Genomic DNA, 18660 nt, shown 5'->3' with positions numbered 1-18660 from the left:
GGCCGCGCGGGGCGGCAGCTCCAGGACCGCGCCGTACGCGACACCGGCCCACGAGGCCGCCGCGGGCGAGACCGTACGGCTGGGGCGCGCGGGGAACCGCCCGCCCAGCCGCTGGGGAAGACCCGTGCGCTTCGGCGTCGCCGCGGCCCTCGCGGGCTGCATGATCGGCGGCGTCGCGGTGGCCGCGGGGACGGGCGTACTGCCCTCGCCGTTCGGCAAGCACAGCACTCCGGGCCCCGCGGTCTCCGCGACGGCCGACGCCACCCCGGACGAGCCGTCGGCCCCTCCGCCGGAGGGCACGCACGAGCCGTCCGAGGACCTCTCGCCGGACGAGACCACGGCGCCCGACGACGAGCCGACGTCCCGGGAGTCGGCGAGCAGCCCGCAGCCGGAAGCCGAGGCGGGCGACGAGCAGACCCGCGTCCCCCAGCAGCCGACCGGCGAGCGGACGCCGCCCCGCGGCGACGAGGCGAAGCGGTGGTACCGCAAGGTCGTCGTCGCCTGCCGCGCCTACCGCAGCGGCGAGCTCCAGGGCGAGAAGCGCCGCCGCCTGGAGGAGGCCGCGAAGGGCCCGGCCCGTGTGGAGGAGTTCTGCGGCCGGATCCTCGGCGGCGGCGCCGGCGGGGGTGGCGGCGCCGGTGGCGGTGGCGGCAATGACCACGGCGGGGGCGACGGGGACGGCGACGACGGCGACAACGGCTCGGGCGGCGAGGAGGACGGCGGCTCGGGCGGCGATACCGGGGGCGCCCCCGTGCCGCCCATCTCCCCGCCGACCGCTCCGAGCCCGACCCCCACGGGTTCCCGCAGCGCCCTGCCCGTCTTTCCGTGACGGCGGAGGGCGCCCCACCGGCCCCTCTCGCAAAGGTGTGACGTTTTCAGAGGGCGCGGCGCAGTAAGTAGTGAGCCGACTGGTCATCGGCCCGCGCACGAGCCGGGGGTTCCCCCCGTACCTTCGGCTCCGTGCCCCCGGCGTGGGCGGGATACGTTCCCCCGATCCCGCCCACGCCGCTTTTCCCGGCCCCGCATCGCGGGGCGCACATCGCTGGTGGCTGCGGACGTCACTTGTAGATGACGACGCGGTCGCCCTTCCGCACCTGCGCGAACAGGCTCGCGATCTTCTTCTCGTCCCTGACGTTCACACAGCCGTGCGACCCGCCCGCGTATCCCCGGGCCGCGAAGTCCGCCGAGAAGTGCACGGCCTGGCCGCCGCTGAAGAACATCGCGTACGGCATGGGCGTGTCGTAGAGCGTCGAGACGTGGTGCCGGGACTTCCAGTAGACGCTGAAGGTGCCCTCGCGGGTCGGCGTGTACTGCGACCCGAACCGCACGTCCATCGTCGACACCGCCTTGCCGTCGATCATCCACGTCAGGGTGCGGCTGCTCTTGGCGATGCACAGGACCCGCCCGGTCAGGCAGCGCTTGTCCGGCGCGGCCGCCGGCATGCCGCCGCCCGCGTACAGCTCGAACCGCGTCGGCTCGCGCGTCATGCCGACCAGCCGCTGCCAGGTGACGGTGTCCGTGGCCCCCGTGCGGGGCAGGCCGCGCTTGCCCTGGAAGTTCTCGACCGCGCCCGTGGTGGCCGGTCCGTACGTCCCCGTGGGGTACTCCAGGAACCAGCCGATCTGCCGCAGCCTGGCCTGCAGCTCCCGCACCTGTCCGCCCTCGTCGCCCTTCTCCATCAGGACCTTCGCCGGGGCGGGCGGCGGCGTGGGCGTCGACTCCGGTCCGCCCGGCGTATCCGGCGTACTCGGCGTGTCCGTCGGCGAGCGCGTCGCCGTCACCGTCGCACGGGGCTTGCCGTCCCCGCCGCCCGGCCCGTCCCCACTCGGCCGCCCGCCGTCCGTGTCGACCGCGACGGCCTTGCAGCCCGCCAGCAGCACCAGCACCGCCACGGTCCCCGCGGATATCGCGCCCTTGCCCATCACGCCCCCGTGTTCGTGGACAACACCGACAACACCTCTGGAAGTGTTTCCCGGATTGCCGAGAGTGACGCGTCCCGGACGCGGGCGCAAGCTGGACGCATGACACACGAGTCGGAATCAGGACTGCCCATCGAGCCCGTGTACGGCCCCGACGACCTGGCGGGCTGGGACCCGGCGGAGCAGCTCGGCGCCCCCGGCGCGTACCCCTTCACGCGCGGCGTCTACCCCACGATGTACACCGGCCGCCCCTGGACCATGCGCCAGTACGCGGGCTTCGGCACCGCCGCCGAGTCCAACGCCCGCTACCGGCAGCTCATCGAACACGGCACCACCGGCCTGTCCGTCGCCTTCGACCTGCCGACCCAGATGGGGCACGACTCCGACGCGCCGATCGCGAGCGGCGAGGTCGGCAAGGTCGGCGTCGCCGTCGACTCGATCGACGACATGCGGGTCCTGTTCGGCGGAATCCCGCTGGACAAGGTCTCCACGTCGATGACGATCAACGCCCCGGCCGCGCTGCTGCTCCTCCTCTACCAACTGGTCGCCGAGGAGCAGGGGGTCGCGGCTGACCGGCTGACCGGCACGATCCAGAACGACGTGCTCAAGGAGTACATCGCGCGCGGCACGTACATCTTCCCGCCGCAGCCGTCGCTGCGCCTGGTCGCGGACACCTTCCGGTACTGCAGGGCCGAGCTGCCGAAGTGGAACACCATCTCGATCTCCGGCTACCACATGGCGGAGGCGGGCGCCTCGCCCGCGCAGGAGATCGCCTTCACCCTGGCCGACGGCATCGAGTACGTCCGTACGGCGGTCGCGGCCGGCATGGACGTGGACGACTTCGCGCCGCGCCTGTCCTTCTTCTTCGTGGCGCGTACGACGATCCTGGAGGAGGTCGCCAAGTTCCGTGCCGCCAGGCGCATCTGGGCCCGTGTCATGCGCGAGGAATTCGGCGCGAAGAATCCCAAGTCCCTGATGCTGCGCTTCCACACGCAGACCGCGGGCGTCCAGCTGACCGCCCAGCAGCCCGAGGTGAACCTCGTCCGGGTCGCCGTCCAGGGGCTCGGCGCGGTCCTCGGCGGCACCCAGTCCCTGCACACCAACTCCTTCGACGAGGCCATCGCGCTCCCCACCGACAAGTCGGCCCGCCTCGCCCTGCGCACCCAGCAGGTCCTCGCGTACGAGACGGACGTGACGGCGACGGTGGACCCCTTCGCCGGTTCGTACGTCGTGGAGCGGATGACCGACGACGTGGAGGGGGCGGCGCTCGACCTGATGCGGCGTGTCGAGGACCTCGGCGGCGCCGTGCACGCCATCGAGCAGGGCTTCCAGAAGGGCGAGATCGAGCGCAACGCCTACCGCATCGCGCAGGAGACGGACAGCGGCGACCGCGTGGTCGTCGGCGTCAACCGCTTCCGGCTCGACGAGGAGGAACCGTACGAGCCGCTGCGCGTCGACCCGGCGATCGAGGCCCAGCAGGCCGCCCGCCTCGCCCGCCTCCGCGCGGACCGGGACGCTCCGGCGGTGGCCACCGCACTCGCCGCGCTCCAGGAGGCGGCGAAGGGGACGTCGAACGTCCTCCCCCCGATGAAGGAGGCCCTGCGGGCCCACGCCACCGTGGGCGAGGTGTGCGACGCGCTGCGGGAGGTGTGGGGGGCGTACGTGCCCACGGATGCGTTCTGAGGGGCCTGGTTCCTGGTCAGACCTGCGGCGGCTGGAAGAAGTCCCGCACGATCTGGGCGAGTTCCTGCAGATAGCCCGCTGTCGGCGGCTTCTGGGACAGCTCGAACTCGACTTCGTTGGCCCCGTCCTTGCGGTGGAACCGGAAGTCGACCTTGAGCCGGAGCCAGGCGAGGACCGCCCCGATGACCACGATCTGGTCCGCCGACTCCACGATGCTCATCTGGTCGTCGGCGGGCGGGTCGGCGAGGACGGGAGCGGCCAGCGGGGCGCTGTCCTCGTCGACGGCGAGGCGGGCCAGGACGGCGCGGGCGGCGCCGGGGCCCGCCGAGTCGAACGCCGGTGCGTCCACCCCGGCGGCCGTGAACAGGGCGTCGAGCACCCCCAGCGCTTCCCCCGGGCCGGACACGGGGAGCGGCGCCGTGGCGGTCAGCGCGTGGGCGACCTCCTCCAGGGCGAGGACGACCGTGCGGTCCGGGAGTCGGGCGAGGTCGGCGGTGGTCATGGGTGGTGTCTCCTGTGTTCGTGGTCGGTCGGTCTCAGCGCCAGTCGCCGAGCGGGACGAAGCCCGCCCAGTGGTAGGGGTGCGCGAGCCACGGGCGTTCGCCGTCGGTCATCAGCCGTCGCTGGGCCCGCCACAGCGCCTTCCAGAGCGGCTCGCCCGCCATGCGGTCCCGTGCGATCCCGTCGAGCAGCTCCGCCGAACTGTGCTGGTTCACCCGCCAGATGGGGGCGACGACGGTGCGTGTGCCCTCGCGGAAGAGCGCCTGGGTCAGGCCCGTGAAGTCCTCGCCGAGGTGCGCGGGATCGTGCCATCCGGCCGAGCAGGCCCGCAGGACCACTGTCTTCGGAGTGCCGAAGGTGGTCCCGATGTCGCGGGCGCGTAGCAGGAACGGCAGGGCCTCGGGGGTCGCGGGGCTCGCGTGCATGCTGGCGTGCGCGTGGCCGTCCGTCAGGATCAGCGCGGCGTCGCCGGGCTCGCCGTCCCCCGAGTGGCCGTGGCAGGCGATGTACGCCAGGTCGTGCTCGGCCAGCGCCGCAAGCACGGTCTCCGGGGTGGCCGCGGTGCCGGTCAGATCCGTGTGGCCGGGGCCCGCGGGGCCGGGCGGTACGGTGTCGTCGAAGCCCTGGGCGACATCGGTGGCGGCCAGGTCCTCCAGGGAGGCGACGTCCACGCGCAGCACGCGCCCCGGCGGGGCGGGTTCGTGCAGGAGCAGGTACTCCAGGGCGGACACGCTCGGCGTGTAGACGAGCGCGGCGCGCTCGGCGACGTACGCGCCGTCGGGGAGGCGCAGGGCGTGCAGCGGCAGCACGGCGAGCGGTCCGTGCGGAGCGATGCACAGGAGTTCGCGCCCCGCCAACAGGTCGTGGAACGGCAGGAGTTGCCCGGACAACTCGTCGAGCGGAAGCGGGGCGGGGCGCCGCGGATGGATCTTCGGGCGGGGCGGGAAGGCGTCCGGGTCGCCGTCCACGGTGCGCCGGATCGAGTCGGCCGCGGCGTGCAGGCCCGCGCGGGTGACGGACAGCCGATGGGTCCGCAGCCGCCCGTCGCCCGAAGCGATCACGAAGCAGAAGCTGTGGCGTTCGCCGATGAAGTACGAGGCGAGGACCAGGCCTTCCGCGGGGGCGTGGCGTTGGACGAGCCGGTGGGCGGTGTCCGCGGTGACGCCGCGGAACCGGCGGAGGCGTGCGTGGTCCGGCGAGGACCTGCCCAGGGCGGCCGCCTTCTCGGCCAGGTCCTTGCGGAGGTTGGAGAGGACGCGCTGACGGTGCGGGTCGGCGGCTCCCGGCCGGTCGGCCTCGCGCAGCATCCTGCGGATGCTCGGCAGCAGCCGTTCCTCGTCCTCGGCGAGCCGGGGGTCGGCGCCCGCCGGGCGGGGGAGCGGCAGCCGCGACAGGTCCTCCACGATGCCGCGGGACTTGACCTCCTCGTGCAGGTCGAAGGCGAGCCGCTGCGCCTCGTCGCCGCGGGGCCCGCCGAAGTCCTCCTCGCCGTGCGCACCGAGGAGCAGGGTGAGCAACTCCTCGTACACGGGCAGCGCTTGACCGGCCCACTCCTGCGTGGAGTGCGCGTCGTGGTCGCCCGCGCGCTGCGCGAGCAGGAGCCGACGGCAGTGCCACAGCTGGTCGAACGCCTCCCGCCGCGCCTCGGCGGCAAGCGGGTCCGAGCCCGAGTCCGAGTCCGGCCCGGGGACCGGGGCCGTGAGCGTGCGGGCGAGGGCCAGCCGGATCCCCGTCGTGTCGACGTCCCGGTCGTGCCGCTCGGCCGCGGCCAGCGTGGCGCGCAGGTGCCGCTCGGCGGCCGCGGGGCCGCGCCGCCCGGTCAGGAGTTCGGCGACCGGCCCGTACAGGTCGCGGACGATGAACCACTCGTCGTCCGCGAGGGCGCGTGCGTAGCGTTCGAGGAGCTCGCGGGTGTGGTCGGCCCGCGCCTCTTCCGTCGGCGCGACCCGGGCCAGCCGTTCCAGGGCGAGCAGGCGGATCCGGGTCATGGGGACGTCGAGCTGGCCCGTCGCCCCGATCGCCTTGCGGACCTGTTCGCAGATGAAGGTGAGGACCTCCGACAACTCCCGGCGGTTCTCGGCCGAGCGGTCCGGATGGAATCCCAACATACGATCGGTCACCGGGACCTGGTGCGCCTCGCCCGGCTCCGTCTCCCCGTCGCCGGGCAGGCCGGTCGACAGGACGATGGCCTCGCGGTAGTAGAGCGCGGCCTCTTCGGGGCAGTCGTTGTTCCGTGCCAGGTCCCCGAGGGTCAGGAACACCTCGCCCGCCCTGACCCACGTCTTCCGGCCGGCGGCCCCCATCAGGCTCAGCAGCAGCATGTGGGCGGCGGGCCTGCGGCGGTGCGGTGCGTTCTCCAGGACGAAGTACTCCGCGATCTGGTGCCGGATCTGCGGCATGGGCGTCTCGCCCTCGGTCTCCGTCGCGTCGGCCTGGGCCATCAGCAGCCGGACGGCCTCGCGCAGCCGTCCGCTCGCGCCGATGGAGCGGGCCATGAAGTAGGTCGCCTGCTCACGCGTCTCGCGGGCATGGGGCTCTGCTTCCCACAGGATCCGCCGGTACGTACGCGCCGCCGCGCCGTACGCCCCCACTCCCTCCAAGGCACGTCCCCGCATTTCCAGGAGCGTCTCTTCGGGCAGGGGCGGCGGGGCGCCCTCCGCGGTGAGGGCGTCGACGGCGTCGAGGTGTTCGAGGCCGTCCTGGTACCGCATCTCCTGGATGATCAGCAGGTGCGCCAACTGGCTGTGCGCGTAAGAGAGTTCCGCGGGCGGCGAGCCCGCCGTGCGGCCCGCCCGCAGGCCGCGGAGGAGGGCGTGCCGGGCCCCCGTGCGGTCGTTCAGTTCGACCAGGGTGATGGCGAGGGTCAGGTAGGCGAAGATCAGGGAACCGGTGTCGCCCGCCACCTCCTGGAGGGCCACGGCGCGTGCGGCGTGGAACCGGGCACGTCGCCGCCGCTGCTGCCGCACCATGGCTTCCGCCCAGTGGATGTGGCCCGTGATCCGGTCGGGCACGTCCGCGCTCACCGCCGTCAGTGCGCCGACGACGCGGTCCTGGTCGTCCGGTGGCAGCCGCAGCTTCCGCAGCAGGGGCAGGGCGGTGCGCACGGGCTGTTCGGGCAGGAGGGCGCCGTGCCGGAGCAGGATCCGGCGGGCGGCGAGCAGGTCGGGAGCGGGAGCGGCCAGGGCGAGCAGCGCGGCGAAGTCGGCCGGGGCGGCCTCCGGGGGCGAGGCGGACTCCGTGGAAGGAGCGGTGGTGCCCGCCCCGCTCCGCTCGCCCTGCTCCATCTCCTCGGTGAGGCAGAGGCGGGCGAGGAAGTGGTGGAGCTCCACCGCGGCGGGGCTCGACTCACCGGCGGTCTCCGTGAGACCGCGGATCAGCTCGGCGGCCGGGGCCCGGCTGTCCGCCGGGATGGCGTCGATGAGCGCCATCGCCTCGTCGAAGGTGGCCGCCACCAGCAGCCGCATGGTCAGGGACGCACTGTGCTCATCGAGCATGTCCGCCTCCGTCCCCGCCCCCGGTCCGGCCACGCTCGTGCCCGGCGCCGCCGCGTTGCAGCAGCGTCCGGGCCCGCGCCGCCTCCTCGGGGTCGGAGGTCAGACCGGCGCAGCGCTCGGCGTGCCTGCGGGCGAGGGGCCACCTCCCGACCTCCGCCGCGGCCTCGGCGATCCACAGGTGCTCGTTCGGGGACACCCCTGGATCCTCCAGGGCCCGGTCGGACAGCGCGGCGGCGGACTCGTCGCGGTCCGCGCCCAGGTTGAGGACGAGCCAGGCGGCCAGGTACGGCGCCGGGTAGGGGGCTGCCTGGGCGCGCCGGTGCAGTCGGAGGGCGGCGCGGTACCCGGCTTCCGGGTCGTTGGTGTCGTACATCTCCTCCTGCAGGTACTGCGCCTCGGCCCGTGCCTCGCGCGTCCGTAACACGCGCTCCTCCACGGACTCCTCCCGCACGGTCCTGAGCACCGCGGAGTCCGGGTGCTCGGCCCGCAGCACGGTCATCGCCGCCTGCCGGGCCTCCGGCGGGTGCGCGGCGATCGCGACCTGCGCCAGCATCTCCAGCGCCCGGACGCTGACCTGCCGTTCGAGCGCGCGCAGCAGCACTTGGACCGCCTCGTCGAAGGGCGTCACGCAGTCGTCCAGTTCCCCCAGGGCGCACAGCGTCTGTGCGTGCAGCAGTGCCGTCTCCGTGGGGCGTGTCTCGTACGGCACCTCGGCCCAGGCGGCTGCCCTGAGCACCAGGAATTCGCGCTCCAGCGCGGTCCGTCCGATCTGTTCCGTCAGCAGGTCCCGCCGTTCCCGGATCGCGCGGTGCCAGTTCCGGTAGACGCCGCTCACCCCGTGCTCCTCCAGGGCGAGGGCGGCCTCGGTCAGGGTGGCGAGGGCCGACTCGGGCCGTTCGGCGCGGTACTCCGCCGTCGCCAGGTCGACCTGCAGCGGCACGTGCGCGGGCCGCTCCATGAGGGCCTGCTCCAGCACGAGCACGGCCGAGAAGGGCATGCCGCAGTGCAGATGGGCGATGCCGAGCACATGCCTGTCCTCGGGCCTGCGCTCGGTGAGCTCCTGCAGCGTGTCCAGGGCGCGGACCCGGTCCGTCATCCCGGCGTCGAGGGCGGACAGGAGCAGCACGGATTCGTGGCGCAGCGACTCGCGCGCGAACGGCACGTCCCATGCCGGCCGAGCCTGTGCCATGACACCCCCGTGACACCGCGTGTACGTCCGCGTCTACGTCCGTGGTGAGGATGATCCGGACAGCGGCCGCCCGGCACAAGGGGGCATCGAGCCGGATTCCTCCTCCCGTGTCCGCCCAGCGGACACGGATGCCCCCATGTCGTACACGCGTGCGACACTCCGGCCATGCTGGGTGTCACCGATCTTCCGACCTATCTCGTGGGCCTCGCCCTGATCATTCTGCTGCCGGGGCCGAACTCGCTGTACGTGCTCTCCGTCGCCGCGCGTCGCGGCATACGCACCGGCTATACGGCCGCCGCGGGCGTCTGGTGCGGCGACACCGTGCTGATGACGCTGTCGGCGGCCGGTGTGGCCTCGTTGTTGCAGGCCAACGCGCTGCTCTTCGGGATCGTCAAGTACGCCGGGGCCGGCTATCTGACCTGGCTCGCGATCGGCATGATGCGGGCGGCGTGGAGCATGTGGCGGGCGCGGCGGGAGCAGGGCGCGGAGAGCGCCGGGCAGGGGGACCGGGAGGCGGCGGGGGAGCGGCCGTTCCGCAGGGCGCTGGTGATCAGCCTGCTCAATCCGAAGGCGATCCTGTTCTTCATCGCCTTCTTCGTGCAGTTCGTCGATCCCGGCTACGCCTATCCCGCGCTGTCGTTCGTCGTGCTCGGCGCCCTGGCCCAGCTGGCCAGCGTCCTCTATCTGACGGTCCTGATCTTCAGCGGCACCAGGCTCGCGGCCGCCTTCCGTCGCCGCAAGCGGCTCTCGGCCGGGGCCACCTCGGCGGCGGGCGCGCTGTTCCTCGGGTTCGCGGTGAAGCTGTCGATCACCAGCGTGTGACGACGGCCCGGGTGAGGGGCGGGTAGCTGTCGCCGCCCATCCGGTCGGCCGCGTCGATGTAGTCGGCGAGGGCCTCACGGGACCGGGCGATCTTCTCCATCTGGTCGTCGAGGCGCTGCAGCCGTGACCGCATCGCGGCCAGCAGCTCGGGGCAGCCGGGCAGTTCCGGGACCTCCCCGACCGCGCAGGGCAGCACGTACGCGATGTCCTCGGAGGACAGTCCGGCGCCGAGCAGGTGCCGGATCTGCCGCACCCGCAGCACGGCGCTCTCGCCGTACTCGCGGTACCCGTTCGCGCCGCGCTCCGCCTCCAGCAGGCCCTGGGCCTCGTAGTAGCGCAACTGGTGGGCGTTGACACCCGTCAGACGGGCCAGTTCCCCGATCCGCATCGCACCTCGCTTGACCTTCATACCGGTATCAACGTTGACGATGCCAGCATGAACAACGAACCCGTGATCAAGCATTCCGCGAACGCCGCCCCCGTGACCGTCATAGGACTCGGACTGATGGGGCAGGCCCTCGCCGGTGCCTTCCTGAGAGCCGGGCACCCCACCACCGTGTGGAACCGCACGGCTGCCAAGGCCGACCGGCTGGTGGCCGAAGGCGCCATAGGGGCGGCGACCCTCGGCGAGGCGCTGCGGGCGGCCCCGCTGACGGTCGTCTGTCTCACCGACTACGACGCCGTGCGGGACCTGCTCGGCGCGAGCGGAGCCGACCTCGGCGGCACGACGCTGGTGAACCTGACCTCCGGCGATTCGGCCCAGGCCAGGGAGACCGCGCAGTGGGCCGCAAAGCTGGGCGCCCGCTATCTCGACGGCGCCGTCATGGCCATCCCGTCGGCCATCGGCACCGCCGACGCGGTGATCCTGCACAGCGGTCCCGCGCCGGACTTCGCGGCGCACGAGCCGGTGCTCGCCGCGCTCGGCACCGTCACCCACCTCGGCGCGGACCACGGCCTGGCGGCCCTCTACGACGTGGCGGGCCTGGCCATGATGTGGAGCGTCCTGAACGCCTGGCTGCAGGGCACCGCCCTGCTCAGGACGGTCGGCGTCGACGCCGCCACGTACGCGCCCTTCGCGCGGCAGATCGCCGCGGGCGTGGCCGAGTGGCTGCCCGGCTACGCCGAGCAGATCGACCGCGGCTCCTTCCCCGCCGAGGTGTCGGCGCTGGAGACCGACGCGCGCGCCATGGCGCACATGGTCGAGGAGAGCGAGGCGGCTGGCGTCAACGCCGAACTGCCGAAGCTGATCCAGGCGATGGCCGCCCGTTCGATCGCGGCGGGGCACGGCGCGGAGCAGTACCCCGTCCTGATCGAGGAGTTCGGCAAGCCCTCCGGCGGCTGACGTCCGGCGGCCGACGTCAGTGGTGCCAGGCCGCGCCCCCCACGTTGTGGATCATCCGCTGGAGGACCTTCAGCGTGCGGACGTAGTCCTCGTCCGTGATGCCCTCGTGGATCTGGGCGCGGACGGCCTTCTGGCGCTCGGCCACGCGGGCCTGGAGGGCGCGGCCCTCGTCGGTGAGGGCGATGAGGCCCGCCGGGTCCTCGGTGAGGAGGCCGCGGTCGCGCAGGGCGTGGATGTTGTGCACCAGGGCGCCCTCGCCGACCTCCAGGTATCCCTTGAGCACGGATACGACCTCGTCGCGGGGGCGCCCCTCCGGTGTCCGGACCAGCTGGCTGAGGACCCACCACTGGGGCTGGGTGAGGCCCAGCTCGGCGAGCATCGTGCGGATGTGGTGGACGACGGCCGTACCGGCTGCCGAACTCCAGTAGCCGATGGGCTGGTCGACGAGGTCCTGGTCGCTGTGCGAGTACGCGAAAGCTGTCATGTGCTTGAACGTAAAACCTCAAGGAGGCTTGAGGTCAAGGGGTGATCAAGGGGTACGGAGGGCGCCGCACCGTGCCAGGTAAGCGGTGAGGCCGTCCCGCGCGTCCGTGCCCGCCCACCCCACGTACCCGTCCGGGCGGACCAGGAAGAGCCCCTTCCCGTACGGCTCGTACGCGGGGATGGCGTGGGTGTGCACCAACTCGCCGTCCAGCGGGGGCAGTTCCGTGTCCGTGCCCACCGCGAGGAGCGTCCAGTGCGGGCCCCGGAACGCGTCGAACAGGGTCCCCTCGCCGGACAGCCCGTACGGCCCGTCCGGCGCCCGGTCGCCCGCCCGCAGCGCCTGCGACGACTCCGGCTTCGACTCCTGCTCCGGCAGGTCCTCGCGGGTGTCCACCGCCAGTGACCCGTCGCGGTAGCCGATGCCGAGCTGCCGCGTGGCCGCTCCGCGGCGCGCCTCGCCGCGGTGGATGCGGGTGGACAGGCCCAGCATCTGCGCGGCGTTGGGCAGCCGCTCCTCCTCGTAGGTGTCGACGAGGGCCTCGGGCGCGCCGTGCCGGAGCACCGCGCCCAGCTTCCAGCCCAGGTTGTAGGCGTCCTGGACGCTGGTGTTGAGACCCTGCCCGCCGGCCGGGGAGTGGACGTGCGCCGCGTCCCCGGCCAGCAGGACCCGGCCCTCCCGGAAGCGGTCCGCCAGCGCCGCGCGCGGCCGGAAGTCCGAGGACCAGCGGACCTCGGTGACATCGTCCGCGGCCAGGTGCGTACGGGCGGCGACGAGGTCGCGTACGCCCTGCAGGGAGAGGTCCGGCGTCGTCCCCGCGGGGAGCTGGGCCGTCAGCTGGAAGTCCCGGGTGCCGGCCAGCGGGCAGATCGCCGTGTACGGGCCGCCGTCCTCGGCGGCCGGGAACATGTGCCAGTGGTCGCGGTCGAGCGCCGGGATGCGGACGTCCGCCACCAGGACGGGGTTCGGGTCCACGGTCTCGCCGGACATGGTGATGCCCAGCTCCCGGCGCAGGGTGGATCGGCCGCCGTCCGCCGCCACGGCGTACGCCGCGCGCAGCGTCGCACCCGTCGACAGTTCGGCGGTGACCCCGTCGGCGTCCTGGGTCAGGCCCGTCACCTCCGTGCCGAACGCGACGTCGCCGCCGAGCTCCCGCAGCCGGGCCAGGAGGATCTCCTGGGTGCGCCACTGGGGGAGCATCCACGGCGTGGTGTACGGCGCGGTCTCCGTCGGCTCCGGTGTGTCGAACATCCGGTGCTCGCCCTGCCGTCGGCCGTCCCGCCACACCATGCCGACGGGGATGGGGCCGCCCGCCGCGAGGACCGCGTCGATGACGCCCAGGTCGTCGAAGACCTCCAGGGTGCGGGGCTGCAGCCCCTTGCCGCGCGAGCCGGGGAAGAGGGTGGCGGCCCGCTCGACGACGACCGCGCGCACGTCGCGCCGTGCCAGGTCGCAGGCGAGTGCCAGCCCGGTGGGGCCCGCACCCACGATGAGTACACCGGTTTCCTTAACGTTGTTAAGTGCCATGCATCGGAGGATGCGCTTAACGGTGTTAAATTGTCAAGGTGGCGACGACGAAGCTGGACCGGACCCGAGTGGCGCGCACCGCGCTCGACCTGCTGAACGAGACGGGGCTCGAAGGGCTGACGCTGCGCGCCATCGCCCAGCGCCTCGACGTGAAGGCACCCGCCCTGTACTGGCACTTCAAGGACAAGCAGGCGCTGCTCGACGAGATGGCGACCGAGATGATGCGCCGGATGGGCGAGGAGTTCCTGTCCGCGCCGGACGCCGACTGGCGCGTGGCGCTCACCACCGCGATGCGGGGCATGCGCGAGCATCTGCTGCGCCATCGCGACGGTGCGAAGGTGTTCAGCGGCACGCACTACACGGACCTGTCGTACGCGGCACCGATGGAGGCCCACCTGCGGGTGCTCGCCGAGGCGGGCTTCGCGCCGGGGGCGGCCGCGCGTGCCTGGTTCACCGCGTACAGCTACACGATCGGATACGTCATCGAGGAGCAGGCCTCGGGCGCGGGCCACGGCAGTGGGGACGGCGGCTACGACCTCGCGGCGCGCGCCGAGCGCCTCGCCGATTACCCGCTGGCCGCCGCCGCGGGCGAAGAGATGTTCCGCGCGCACGACCGCGGCTTCGAGGCGGGACTCGCCGCGGTCGTGGCGGGGATCGGCGCGACGCTCGCTACCCCTGGGCCCGCGGCTTCCGGTTGAGTCCGTTGCGGATCACGGGGGTCAGCCGCTCCTCCACGTACCGGTTCAGGAGCCACGCGAGGAACAGCATGGCGACGATCGTCAGGCCGAACGTCGCGTGGGACGGCAGCCCCATGCGCTGGTGCAGCGTCTCCACCGTCACCCAGCCCAGGTGCTCGTGCACCAGGTAGAACGGGTACGTCAGCGCCCCGGCCACGGTCAGCCAGCGCCAGTTCGCCCAGTCGAGGTGACCGAGCGCGATCAGGAGCACGGCCGCGAAACCCGCCGTCACCACCGCGATGATCCCGAACGAGGTGCGGTAGGAGAAGAAGTCCGGGTTCGGCGCGTGCCAGAGCCGGTCGACCGCGTAGTGCTGCCCGATCAGCCAGCTCACGCCCGTGATGCCCCACGCGGTGAGGTCGCGGCGGTCGCGGTGGATCAGATAGATGCCGATGCCGCCGATGAAGAAGGGGGCGTACTCCGGCATCAGGACCAGGTCGAGCAGCGGCTCGTTCGCGGCCTCCGCCACGGCCGCGGCCAGCGTCCACACGGCGCAGAACAGCACCACGCGCGCACGGGTCGCGCCCGGCATGACCACGCACAGCGCGAACAGTGCGTAGAAGCGCAGTTCGGCCCAGAGCGTCCAGCACACGCCGAGCACCCGGTCCACGCCCAGCGGCTGCTGCAGCATGGTCAGGTTGACCAGCGCGTCGCTGGGCGAGACCGCCGCGTACGTGACGGCGGGCAGCGCGAAGACCGCCGTCACCAGCACGATCGCCGCCCAGTAGGACGGCAGCAGACGGGAGGCCCGGGACGCGAAGAAGGAGCGCATGGGCCTGCCCCAGCCGCTCATGGAGATGACGAAGCCGCTGATCACGAAGAAGATCTGCACGCCGAGGCAGCCGTACGCGAACCACTCGGCGGCCGTCGGGAACTGCACCTTGGGCGAGCTGCCCCAGGCCTCGGCGATCTCGCCGTCGCGCCCGCCGTAGTGGTAGGCGGCGACCATGAGCGCGGCGACGAGCCGCAGCCCGTCGAGGGCACGCAACCGTGGCTTGCCGCGGGCGGGCCGGGGGGCCGGAATCGCATGGTCGGTCTGTTCCGCGCCCGGTGAGACCTTCGGGAGCGTGGGTCCGGGAGTGGTCATCCGAGGGCGGTCCGCTTGAGCGAGCGCTGTACGGAACGTGCGCGGCGGGCGACGCGCCGGACGGCCGCGTTGCGCGGGATGAAGGCGAGCTGCGAGGGGACGGCTCCGGGCAGCGCGAGCGCGGTGAGGCGGCGCCGCTTGAAGTAGCGCCAGGTGGTGGCGTCCAGGTGGCGCGCGAGATAGCGCTCGGCGTCGGGGCGCAGCCGGGGGTAGATCTGTGGCTGCATCGCGAAGCCGACGGCCTTGAGGAGGTTCGTCAGCTCGCCGGTGCCGAGGCCCGCTTCCTGGGCCGTGACCGCCGCGCGCTCGGTGAGCTCGGGCAGCAGCGCGTCGACGATCGTGACGGGGACGCGATTGCTGTTCTGGTAGGGCGCGAGACGCTCCAGAAGGAGGTCCGTGCCGGTGCGGGCGGCGGGCAGGCCGTACAGCGCGGACGCCGTGAGCAGCGCCGTGGAGAAGCAGCCGATGACGAGCGCGGGTCGCATCCGCTGGTAGAGCACCTCGGCGAGCACCGGGGTGTCGAGCACGGTCAGCTCGACGCCGATCGCCCCCGCCTCCTTCTCCAGGGCGCGCGACCAGCGGGCCGGCGCCGTGGGGTGGGGCTTGAACACCACGTGCGTGTGGCCGAGGGCGGCGGCGCCGCGCACCATGCTGATGTGCAGCTCCTCCTCTTCCTCGGGGGTGAGGATGGAGAGCGCGGAGAGGTACTGGCCGAGGACGAGGGCGGGCGCCTCGACGTCCGGCAACTCGGTCTCCTCCTCGCCGAGTTCGGCCAGCACCTTCACGAACGCGTCGGTCGGCACGACCTCCGGCTCCACGCCGAACTCGGTGAGGAGCAGCGGGGTGAGGCCCGGCACCAGGTCCAGGTGGAGCAGGCGCCGCACCCGCGTGCCGACCAGCGGGTCGATCTTGTTGCGGGTGGGGCCGTAGCTCATCAGGCCGTCGGCGTAGACGTCGACGGGGACGCCCGTGAAGATCTGCGCGAGCGCCAGCGCGGGATTGACCTGGATGGACTCGACGGCCAGCTCGACGTCGTCGTCACCGAGGTCCCACAGCATCCGGACGTAGCGCTCCCACAGCACGACGTCGTCGCCGCGCGGGGCCCAGCCGCCGGGGTGGAAAGGGGAGATGGCCTCGTTCCAGGAGCGCACCTCGTCGAACCGGCCGCGCAACCGTCCGAAGCCCGGCATCTCGTCGAGGGGCGTCGTCGTCTCGGGGGTCGCGGCGTTGTTGCTGACCAGGAGGATGCGCCGGTCGGCGGGGCCGAAGCGGTCGGCGTCCAGGGCGGCGGCGAGCGTCGCGGCGCCGTACAGCGTGGACGCGACGAAGATCTGCGTCGTCGCCATTACGCGGCCACCTCCGCCGACACCGGACGCCTGCGCAGCCTGCGAAGGCGGGTCGCCCGCTGGACGTCCATGGAGTCGAGCGCGTCGTCGAGAACGCCCTGCGGCATCCGCTTCAGCGCGGCCGCACTCATTGACTTCAATTTCCGCGCCACGGGTGGCTCGAACCTTTCGATGGATCCCAAATGGTGGGAGATGATCGCACAATAGGTGCGCACGGCCTTCGGCAGGAGTTCGTCCGCGTCCCGGTCCGCCGCCGTTTCCTGTACGACCTGGTCGAATGCCTTGATGAAATCGAGCTGGCGCACGTCACCGATCTGCGTCAGTGAGGAGGCGACGCCGCGCCGGTAGAACACCCCGAGAAGGCCGACCGCGGCGAAGGATTCCGCCTCGCGGTGCAGCCGCCAGATCCAGGGCCGGTCCTCGGCGGTGCGCAGACCGTCGGTGAAGTGCAGCAGCCCCGCGTCGGCGAGCCGGCGGTGGTAGATGCCCGCCCAGGCGTACGCGTAGTCGACGGAGGTCGAGCGGTCGGCGGGCAGGATCACCTCGCGCGGGTTCATCACGACGCCGCGCCTGCCGTGCGGGACACGGTGCACGGTGCGGGCCCGCGCGGTGCACTGCACATGGTCGGTGCGCACGAAGTCGCAGCCCAACTCCTCGATGGCCGAGACCAGTCGGGAGAAGTAGCCGGGCGCGAGCCAGTCGTCACCGTCCAGGAAGGTGAGGTACTCGCCGCGCGCCGCGTCGAGGCCCGTGTTGCGGGCGGTCGCGAGGCCGCCGTTCGTCTCATGTCTGAGGTGGACGGCGCCGGGCAGCTCGCGCGCCGCACGCTCCAGAATGTCCGGAGTCTCGTCGCGCGAGCAGTCGTCGACGAGAATGAATTCGAAGTCGTCACGTGCGTTCGCACGCAGACTCCTCAAGGTGTCGGGCGCGTATTGCTGCACGTTGTAGAACGGCACGATGACGGAGAGCTTAACCACGAGGGTGACGTTAGGTGTCGGCCCGTCATTCGTGTCGACCCGCAGCGGTATGCCAGGTGAACGACGCGTGGCGGAATGGTTAACCGGGCCGCCGAGAAGGCATTTCCCGAGCTGATTCGCCATTCGTCGGCATGCTGTTAACCGTTTGTTGCACCTGAGTTGGGCCGCGAATCGAAATGCCTTCCTAGCGTCTGGGACGTGCAAGGAAGTCATCGAAACCCGCTGCGGGTCGCCGTGCTCGCCGACTCCGATACGCGATGGAAATGGGGCGCTCTCACCGCGAACCGCATCGTATCGGACAGTCGGCTCAGCGGCTTCCTGCTCCGCGGCCGGGCCACCCCCACTCCCCGGCAGCTCGAAGAGGTGGGCGTGCGCGCGGATTCGCTGCGCGAGGTCACCGCCGTCGAGTTCCTGCGCGAGATGGAGCGGGACGCACCCGACGTGATCGTGCTCGCCCTGGTGGGCGGGGCGGTCCAGGCGGTGCTGCACGGACTGGCCCGCGTCACGCAGGACGCCCGCCTCAAGGGCGGCCCGGCGCGCCGCTCCGTCGTCGTCACCGGCTACGTCGGCGTCGTCTACGAGAAGCTCGCCGACGGCCTCCTCCTGCGGCACGGTGCGGACGTCGTCCTCGCCAACTCCCGCCAGGACGCCGAGCGCTTCCGCGCGGTGTACGAAGGAGTGGGCGCCGACGCGTCATCGGTGACGGAGGCCGCGCTGCCGTTCCTCGGCGGCGCCCCCTACGAGAAGCACGACCCCTACACCGTCGTCTTCGCCGCCCAGCCCTCCGTCCCCGACACCGGCGCACACCGCACCTACCTGCTGCGCCGCCTCGCCGAGCACGCCCGGCTGCACCCCGACCGCGACGTCCTGCTCAAGCTGCGCAGCAAGCCCGGCGAGCACACCACGCACATCGAGGAGCTGCCCTACCAGAAGCTGGCGCAGCGGCTCGACGGCGGACTGCCCGCCAACTGCCGCCTCGTCTACGGGCACATGGGCGAGGTCCTGGACCGTACCGACCTCCTGGTCACCGTCAGCTCCACGGCCGCGCTCGAATCCCTGCACCGCCGCATCCCCACCGCCGTCCTCACCGACCTCGGGGTGCGCGAGGCGCTCGGCAACCACCACTTCACCGGCTCCGGATGCCTCGCCTCCTGGGACCAGCTGGACGCGGGCCACCTGCCCGTGCCCGACGAGCGGTGGCTGGCACGGCAGGGCGTCGCCGCCGACGGGGCGTACGAGAACGCCTTCGACACGGCGCGCGAGCGGGTCGCCGACCTGCTGGACGCCGCGGCCGCGGGCGGACTCCCGCCCATCGCGCCGTACTACAGCCCCACCACGGCAGGCGGCTATCTGCCCGGCATCCTCGCCCGCCACCACCTCGGCCCCGACGGCGCACCGCTGCCGGGCGCCCCCACGGCCGACAAGGACCCGGGGCCCGTACGGCAGATCGTGCGCCGCGCGGCGCGTGGCGCCTACCGCCACGGAGTGCAGCGCGTGGCCCCCGTCATCCGGCGGATGGGCGAGCTGTGAGCCCCCGCGCCGAGCGCCCCCACCC

General features: G+C 72.7%; 16 protein-coding genes. 6 read left to right on the top strand and 10 right to left on the bottom strand.

Annotation, left to right across the window (positions count from 1 at the left end; genetic code table 11):
- Positions 1-829, top strand: an 829-nt coding sequence (locus tag AOK03_RS28930; RefSeq protein WP_157869110.1) for a hypothetical protein, incomplete at its 5' end; no start/stop codon positions are given.
- 229 nt (positions 830-1058) lie between these two features.
- On the opposite strand, the gene AOK03_RS28925 is transcribed toward AOK03_RS28930, so the two are convergent.
- The gene (locus tag AOK03_RS28925) at positions 1059-1922 is read right to left on the bottom strand and encodes a L,D-transpeptidase family protein (RefSeq protein WP_055568311.1); all 864 of its coding nucleotides are present in this window, start codon (positions 1920-1922) and stop codon (positions 1059-1061) included.
- A gap of 99 nt (positions 1923-2021) precedes the next feature.
- On the opposite strand from AOK03_RS28925, the gene AOK03_RS28920 reads away from it, so the two are divergent.
- Positions 2022-3602, top strand: a complete 1581-nt coding sequence (locus tag AOK03_RS28920; RefSeq protein ID WP_055568310.1) for an acyl-CoA mutase large subunit family protein — start codon at positions 2022-2024, stop codon at positions 3600-3602.
- A 16-nt stretch (positions 3603-3618) separates the two neighbouring features.
- Here AOK03_RS28920 and AOK03_RS28915 read toward each other — a convergent pair whose 3' ends face one another.
- Genes AOK03_RS28915 through AOK03_RS28905 form a run of 3 tightly spaced genes read right to left on the bottom strand, consistent with a single transcriptional unit; the run spans position 3619 to position 8786 of the window.
- The gene (locus AOK03_RS28915) at positions 3619-4104 is read right to left on the bottom strand and encodes a hypothetical protein (protein WP_055568309.1); all 486 of its coding nucleotides are present in this window, start codon (positions 4102-4104) and stop codon (positions 3619-3621) included.
- A gap of 34 nt (positions 4105-4138) precedes the next feature.
- A complete protein-coding gene (locus tag AOK03_RS28910) occupies positions 4139-7597 on the bottom strand; it encodes a CHAT domain-containing protein (protein ID WP_157869109.1) in 3459 nt (1152 codons plus the stop codon).
- Positions 7587-8786, bottom strand: coding sequence for a tetratricopeptide repeat protein (locus AOK03_RS28905; protein ID WP_157869108.1), 1200 nt, complete (start codon positions 8784-8786; stop codon positions 7587-7589). The genes AOK03_RS28910 and AOK03_RS28905 overlap by 11 nt, the downstream gene beginning before the upstream one ends.
- 165 nt (positions 8787-8951) lie before the next feature.
- On the opposite strand from AOK03_RS28905, the gene leuE reads away from it, so the two are divergent.
- The gene (gene leuE, locus AOK03_RS28900; protein WP_055568306.1) at positions 8952-9608 is read left to right on the top strand and encodes a leucine efflux protein LeuE; all 657 of its coding nucleotides are present in this window, start codon (positions 8952-8954) and stop codon (positions 9606-9608) included.
- Here the strand turns inward: leuE and AOK03_RS28895 are convergent.
- Positions 9595-9996: a MerR family transcriptional regulator gene (locus AOK03_RS28895; protein ID WP_055568313.1), complete on the bottom strand. Its 402-nt coding sequence runs from the start codon at positions 9994-9996 to the stop codon at positions 9595-9597. The two genes, leuE and AOK03_RS28895, sit on opposite strands and share 14 nt — an antisense overlap.
- 48 nt (positions 9997-10044) lie before the next feature.
- Between AOK03_RS28895 and AOK03_RS28890 the strand changes: the two genes are divergently transcribed.
- Entirely contained in the window at positions 10045-10950 is a 906-nt protein-coding gene (locus AOK03_RS28890; protein ID WP_055568305.1) for an NAD(P)-dependent oxidoreductase, read from the top strand.
- A 16-nt stretch (positions 10951-10966) separates the two neighbouring features.
- Here the strand turns inward: AOK03_RS28890 and AOK03_RS28885 are convergent, their stop codons facing one another.
- Together AOK03_RS28885 and AOK03_RS28880 are read right to left on the bottom strand one after the other, a co-directional pair.
- Positions 10967-11434: a MarR family winged helix-turn-helix transcriptional regulator gene (locus AOK03_RS28885; RefSeq protein ID WP_055568304.1), complete on the bottom strand. Its 468-nt coding sequence runs from the start codon at positions 11432-11434 to the stop codon at positions 10967-10969.
- Between the two features lie 45 nt (positions 11435-11479).
- Positions 11480-12958, bottom strand: a complete 1479-nt coding sequence (locus AOK03_RS28880; protein ID WP_055568303.1) for an FAD-dependent monooxygenase — start codon at positions 12956-12958, stop codon at positions 11480-11482.
- A gap of 29 nt (positions 12959-12987) precedes the next feature.
- Between AOK03_RS28880 and AOK03_RS28875 the strand changes: the two genes are divergently transcribed.
- A complete protein-coding gene (locus AOK03_RS28875; protein ID WP_079075018.1) occupies positions 12988-13656 on the top strand; it encodes a TetR/AcrR family transcriptional regulator C-terminal domain-containing protein in 669 nt (222 codons plus the stop codon).
- On the opposite strand, the gene AOK03_RS28870 is transcribed toward AOK03_RS28875, so the two are convergent.
- From AOK03_RS28870 to AOK03_RS28860, 3 genes are read right to left on the bottom strand one after another with little or no spacing between them, the layout of a single operon-like run.
- Positions 13628-14782 carry an acyltransferase family protein gene (locus tag AOK03_RS28870; protein ID WP_055568301.1) on the bottom strand — a complete coding sequence of 385 codons (1155 nt, stop codon included), beginning with the start codon at positions 14780-14782 and terminating at the stop codon, positions 13628-13630. The two genes, AOK03_RS28875 and AOK03_RS28870, sit on opposite strands and share 29 nt — an antisense overlap.
- Positions 14779-16128 (bottom strand): polysialyltransferase family glycosyltransferase, encoded by a 1350-nt coding sequence (locus AOK03_RS28865; protein WP_055568300.1) that lies wholly within the window; start codon positions 16126-16128, stop codon positions 14779-14781. Before AOK03_RS28865 ends, AOK03_RS28870 begins: the two co-directional genes overlap by 4 nt.
- Positions 16128-17105: a glycosyltransferase family 2 protein gene (locus AOK03_RS28860; RefSeq protein WP_055568299.1), complete on the bottom strand. Its 978-nt coding sequence runs from the start codon at positions 17103-17105 to the stop codon at positions 16128-16130. The genes AOK03_RS28865 and AOK03_RS28860 overlap by 1 nt, the downstream gene beginning before the upstream one ends.
- A gap of 198 nt (positions 17106-17303) precedes the next feature.
- Here AOK03_RS28860 and AOK03_RS28855 point away from each other — a divergent pair, with 198 nt between their 5' ends.
- The gene (locus tag AOK03_RS28855; protein WP_055568298.1) at positions 17304-18635 is read left to right on the top strand and encodes a DUF6716 putative glycosyltransferase; all 1332 of its coding nucleotides are present in this window, start codon (positions 17304-17306) and stop codon (positions 18633-18635) included.
- Positions 18636-18660 lie beyond the last annotated feature (25 nt).

It is taken from the genome of Streptomyces atriruber (assembly GCF_001418325.1).
GTDB lineage: Bacteria > Actinomycetota > Actinomycetes > Streptomycetales > Streptomycetaceae > Streptomyces > Streptomyces atriruber.
The sequence above is the reverse complement of the archived record's forward strand: the minus strand, read 5'-3'. Positions and strand labels throughout refer to the sequence as shown.

Excerpts from the sequence above, each read along its gene's own strand:
- AOK03_RS28905 (WP_157869108.1), bottom strand. The coding sequence starts at position 8,786 with ATGGCACAGGCTCGGCCGGCATGGGACGTGCCGTTCGCGCGCGAGTCG.
- AOK03_RS28880 (WP_055568303.1), bottom strand. The coding sequence starts at position 12,958 with ATGGCACTTAACAACGTTAAGGAAACCGGTGTACTCATCGTGGGTGCG.
- AOK03_RS28865 (WP_055568300.1), bottom strand. The coding sequence starts at position 16,128 with ATGGCGACGACGCAGATCTTCGTCGCGTCCACGCTGTACGGCGCCGCG.
- AOK03_RS28915 (WP_055568309.1), bottom strand. The coding sequence starts at position 4,104 with ATGACCACCGCCGACCTCGCCCGACTCCCGGACCGCACGGTCGTCCTC.
- AOK03_RS28895 (WP_055568313.1), bottom strand. The coding sequence starts at position 9,996 with ATGCGGATCGGGGAACTGGCCCGTCTGACGGGTGTCAACGCCCACCAG.
- AOK03_RS28920 (WP_055568310.1), top strand. The coding sequence starts at position 2,022 with ATGACACACGAGTCGGAATCAGGACTGCCCATCGAGCCCGTGTACGGC.
- AOK03_RS28890 (WP_055568305.1), top strand. The coding sequence starts at position 10,045 with ATGAACAACGAACCCGTGATCAAGCATTCCGCGAACGCCGCCCCCGTG.
- leuE (WP_055568306.1), top strand. The coding sequence starts at position 8,952 with ATGCTGGGTGTCACCGATCTTCCGACCTATCTCGTGGGCCTCGCCCTG.
- AOK03_RS28870 (WP_055568301.1), bottom strand. The coding sequence starts at position 14,782 with ATGACCACTCCCGGACCCACGCTCCCGAAGGTCTCACCGGGCGCGGAA.
- AOK03_RS28885 (WP_055568304.1), bottom strand. The coding sequence starts at position 11,434 with ATGACAGCTTTCGCGTACTCGCACAGCGACCAGGACCTCGTCGACCAG.
- AOK03_RS28925 (WP_055568311.1), bottom strand. The coding sequence starts at position 1,922 with ATGGGCAAGGGCGCGATATCCGCGGGGACCGTGGCGGTGCTGGTGCTG.
- AOK03_RS28910 (WP_157869109.1), bottom strand. The coding sequence starts at position 7,597 with ATGCTCGATGAGCACAGTGCGTCCCTGACCATGCGGCTGCTGGTGGCG.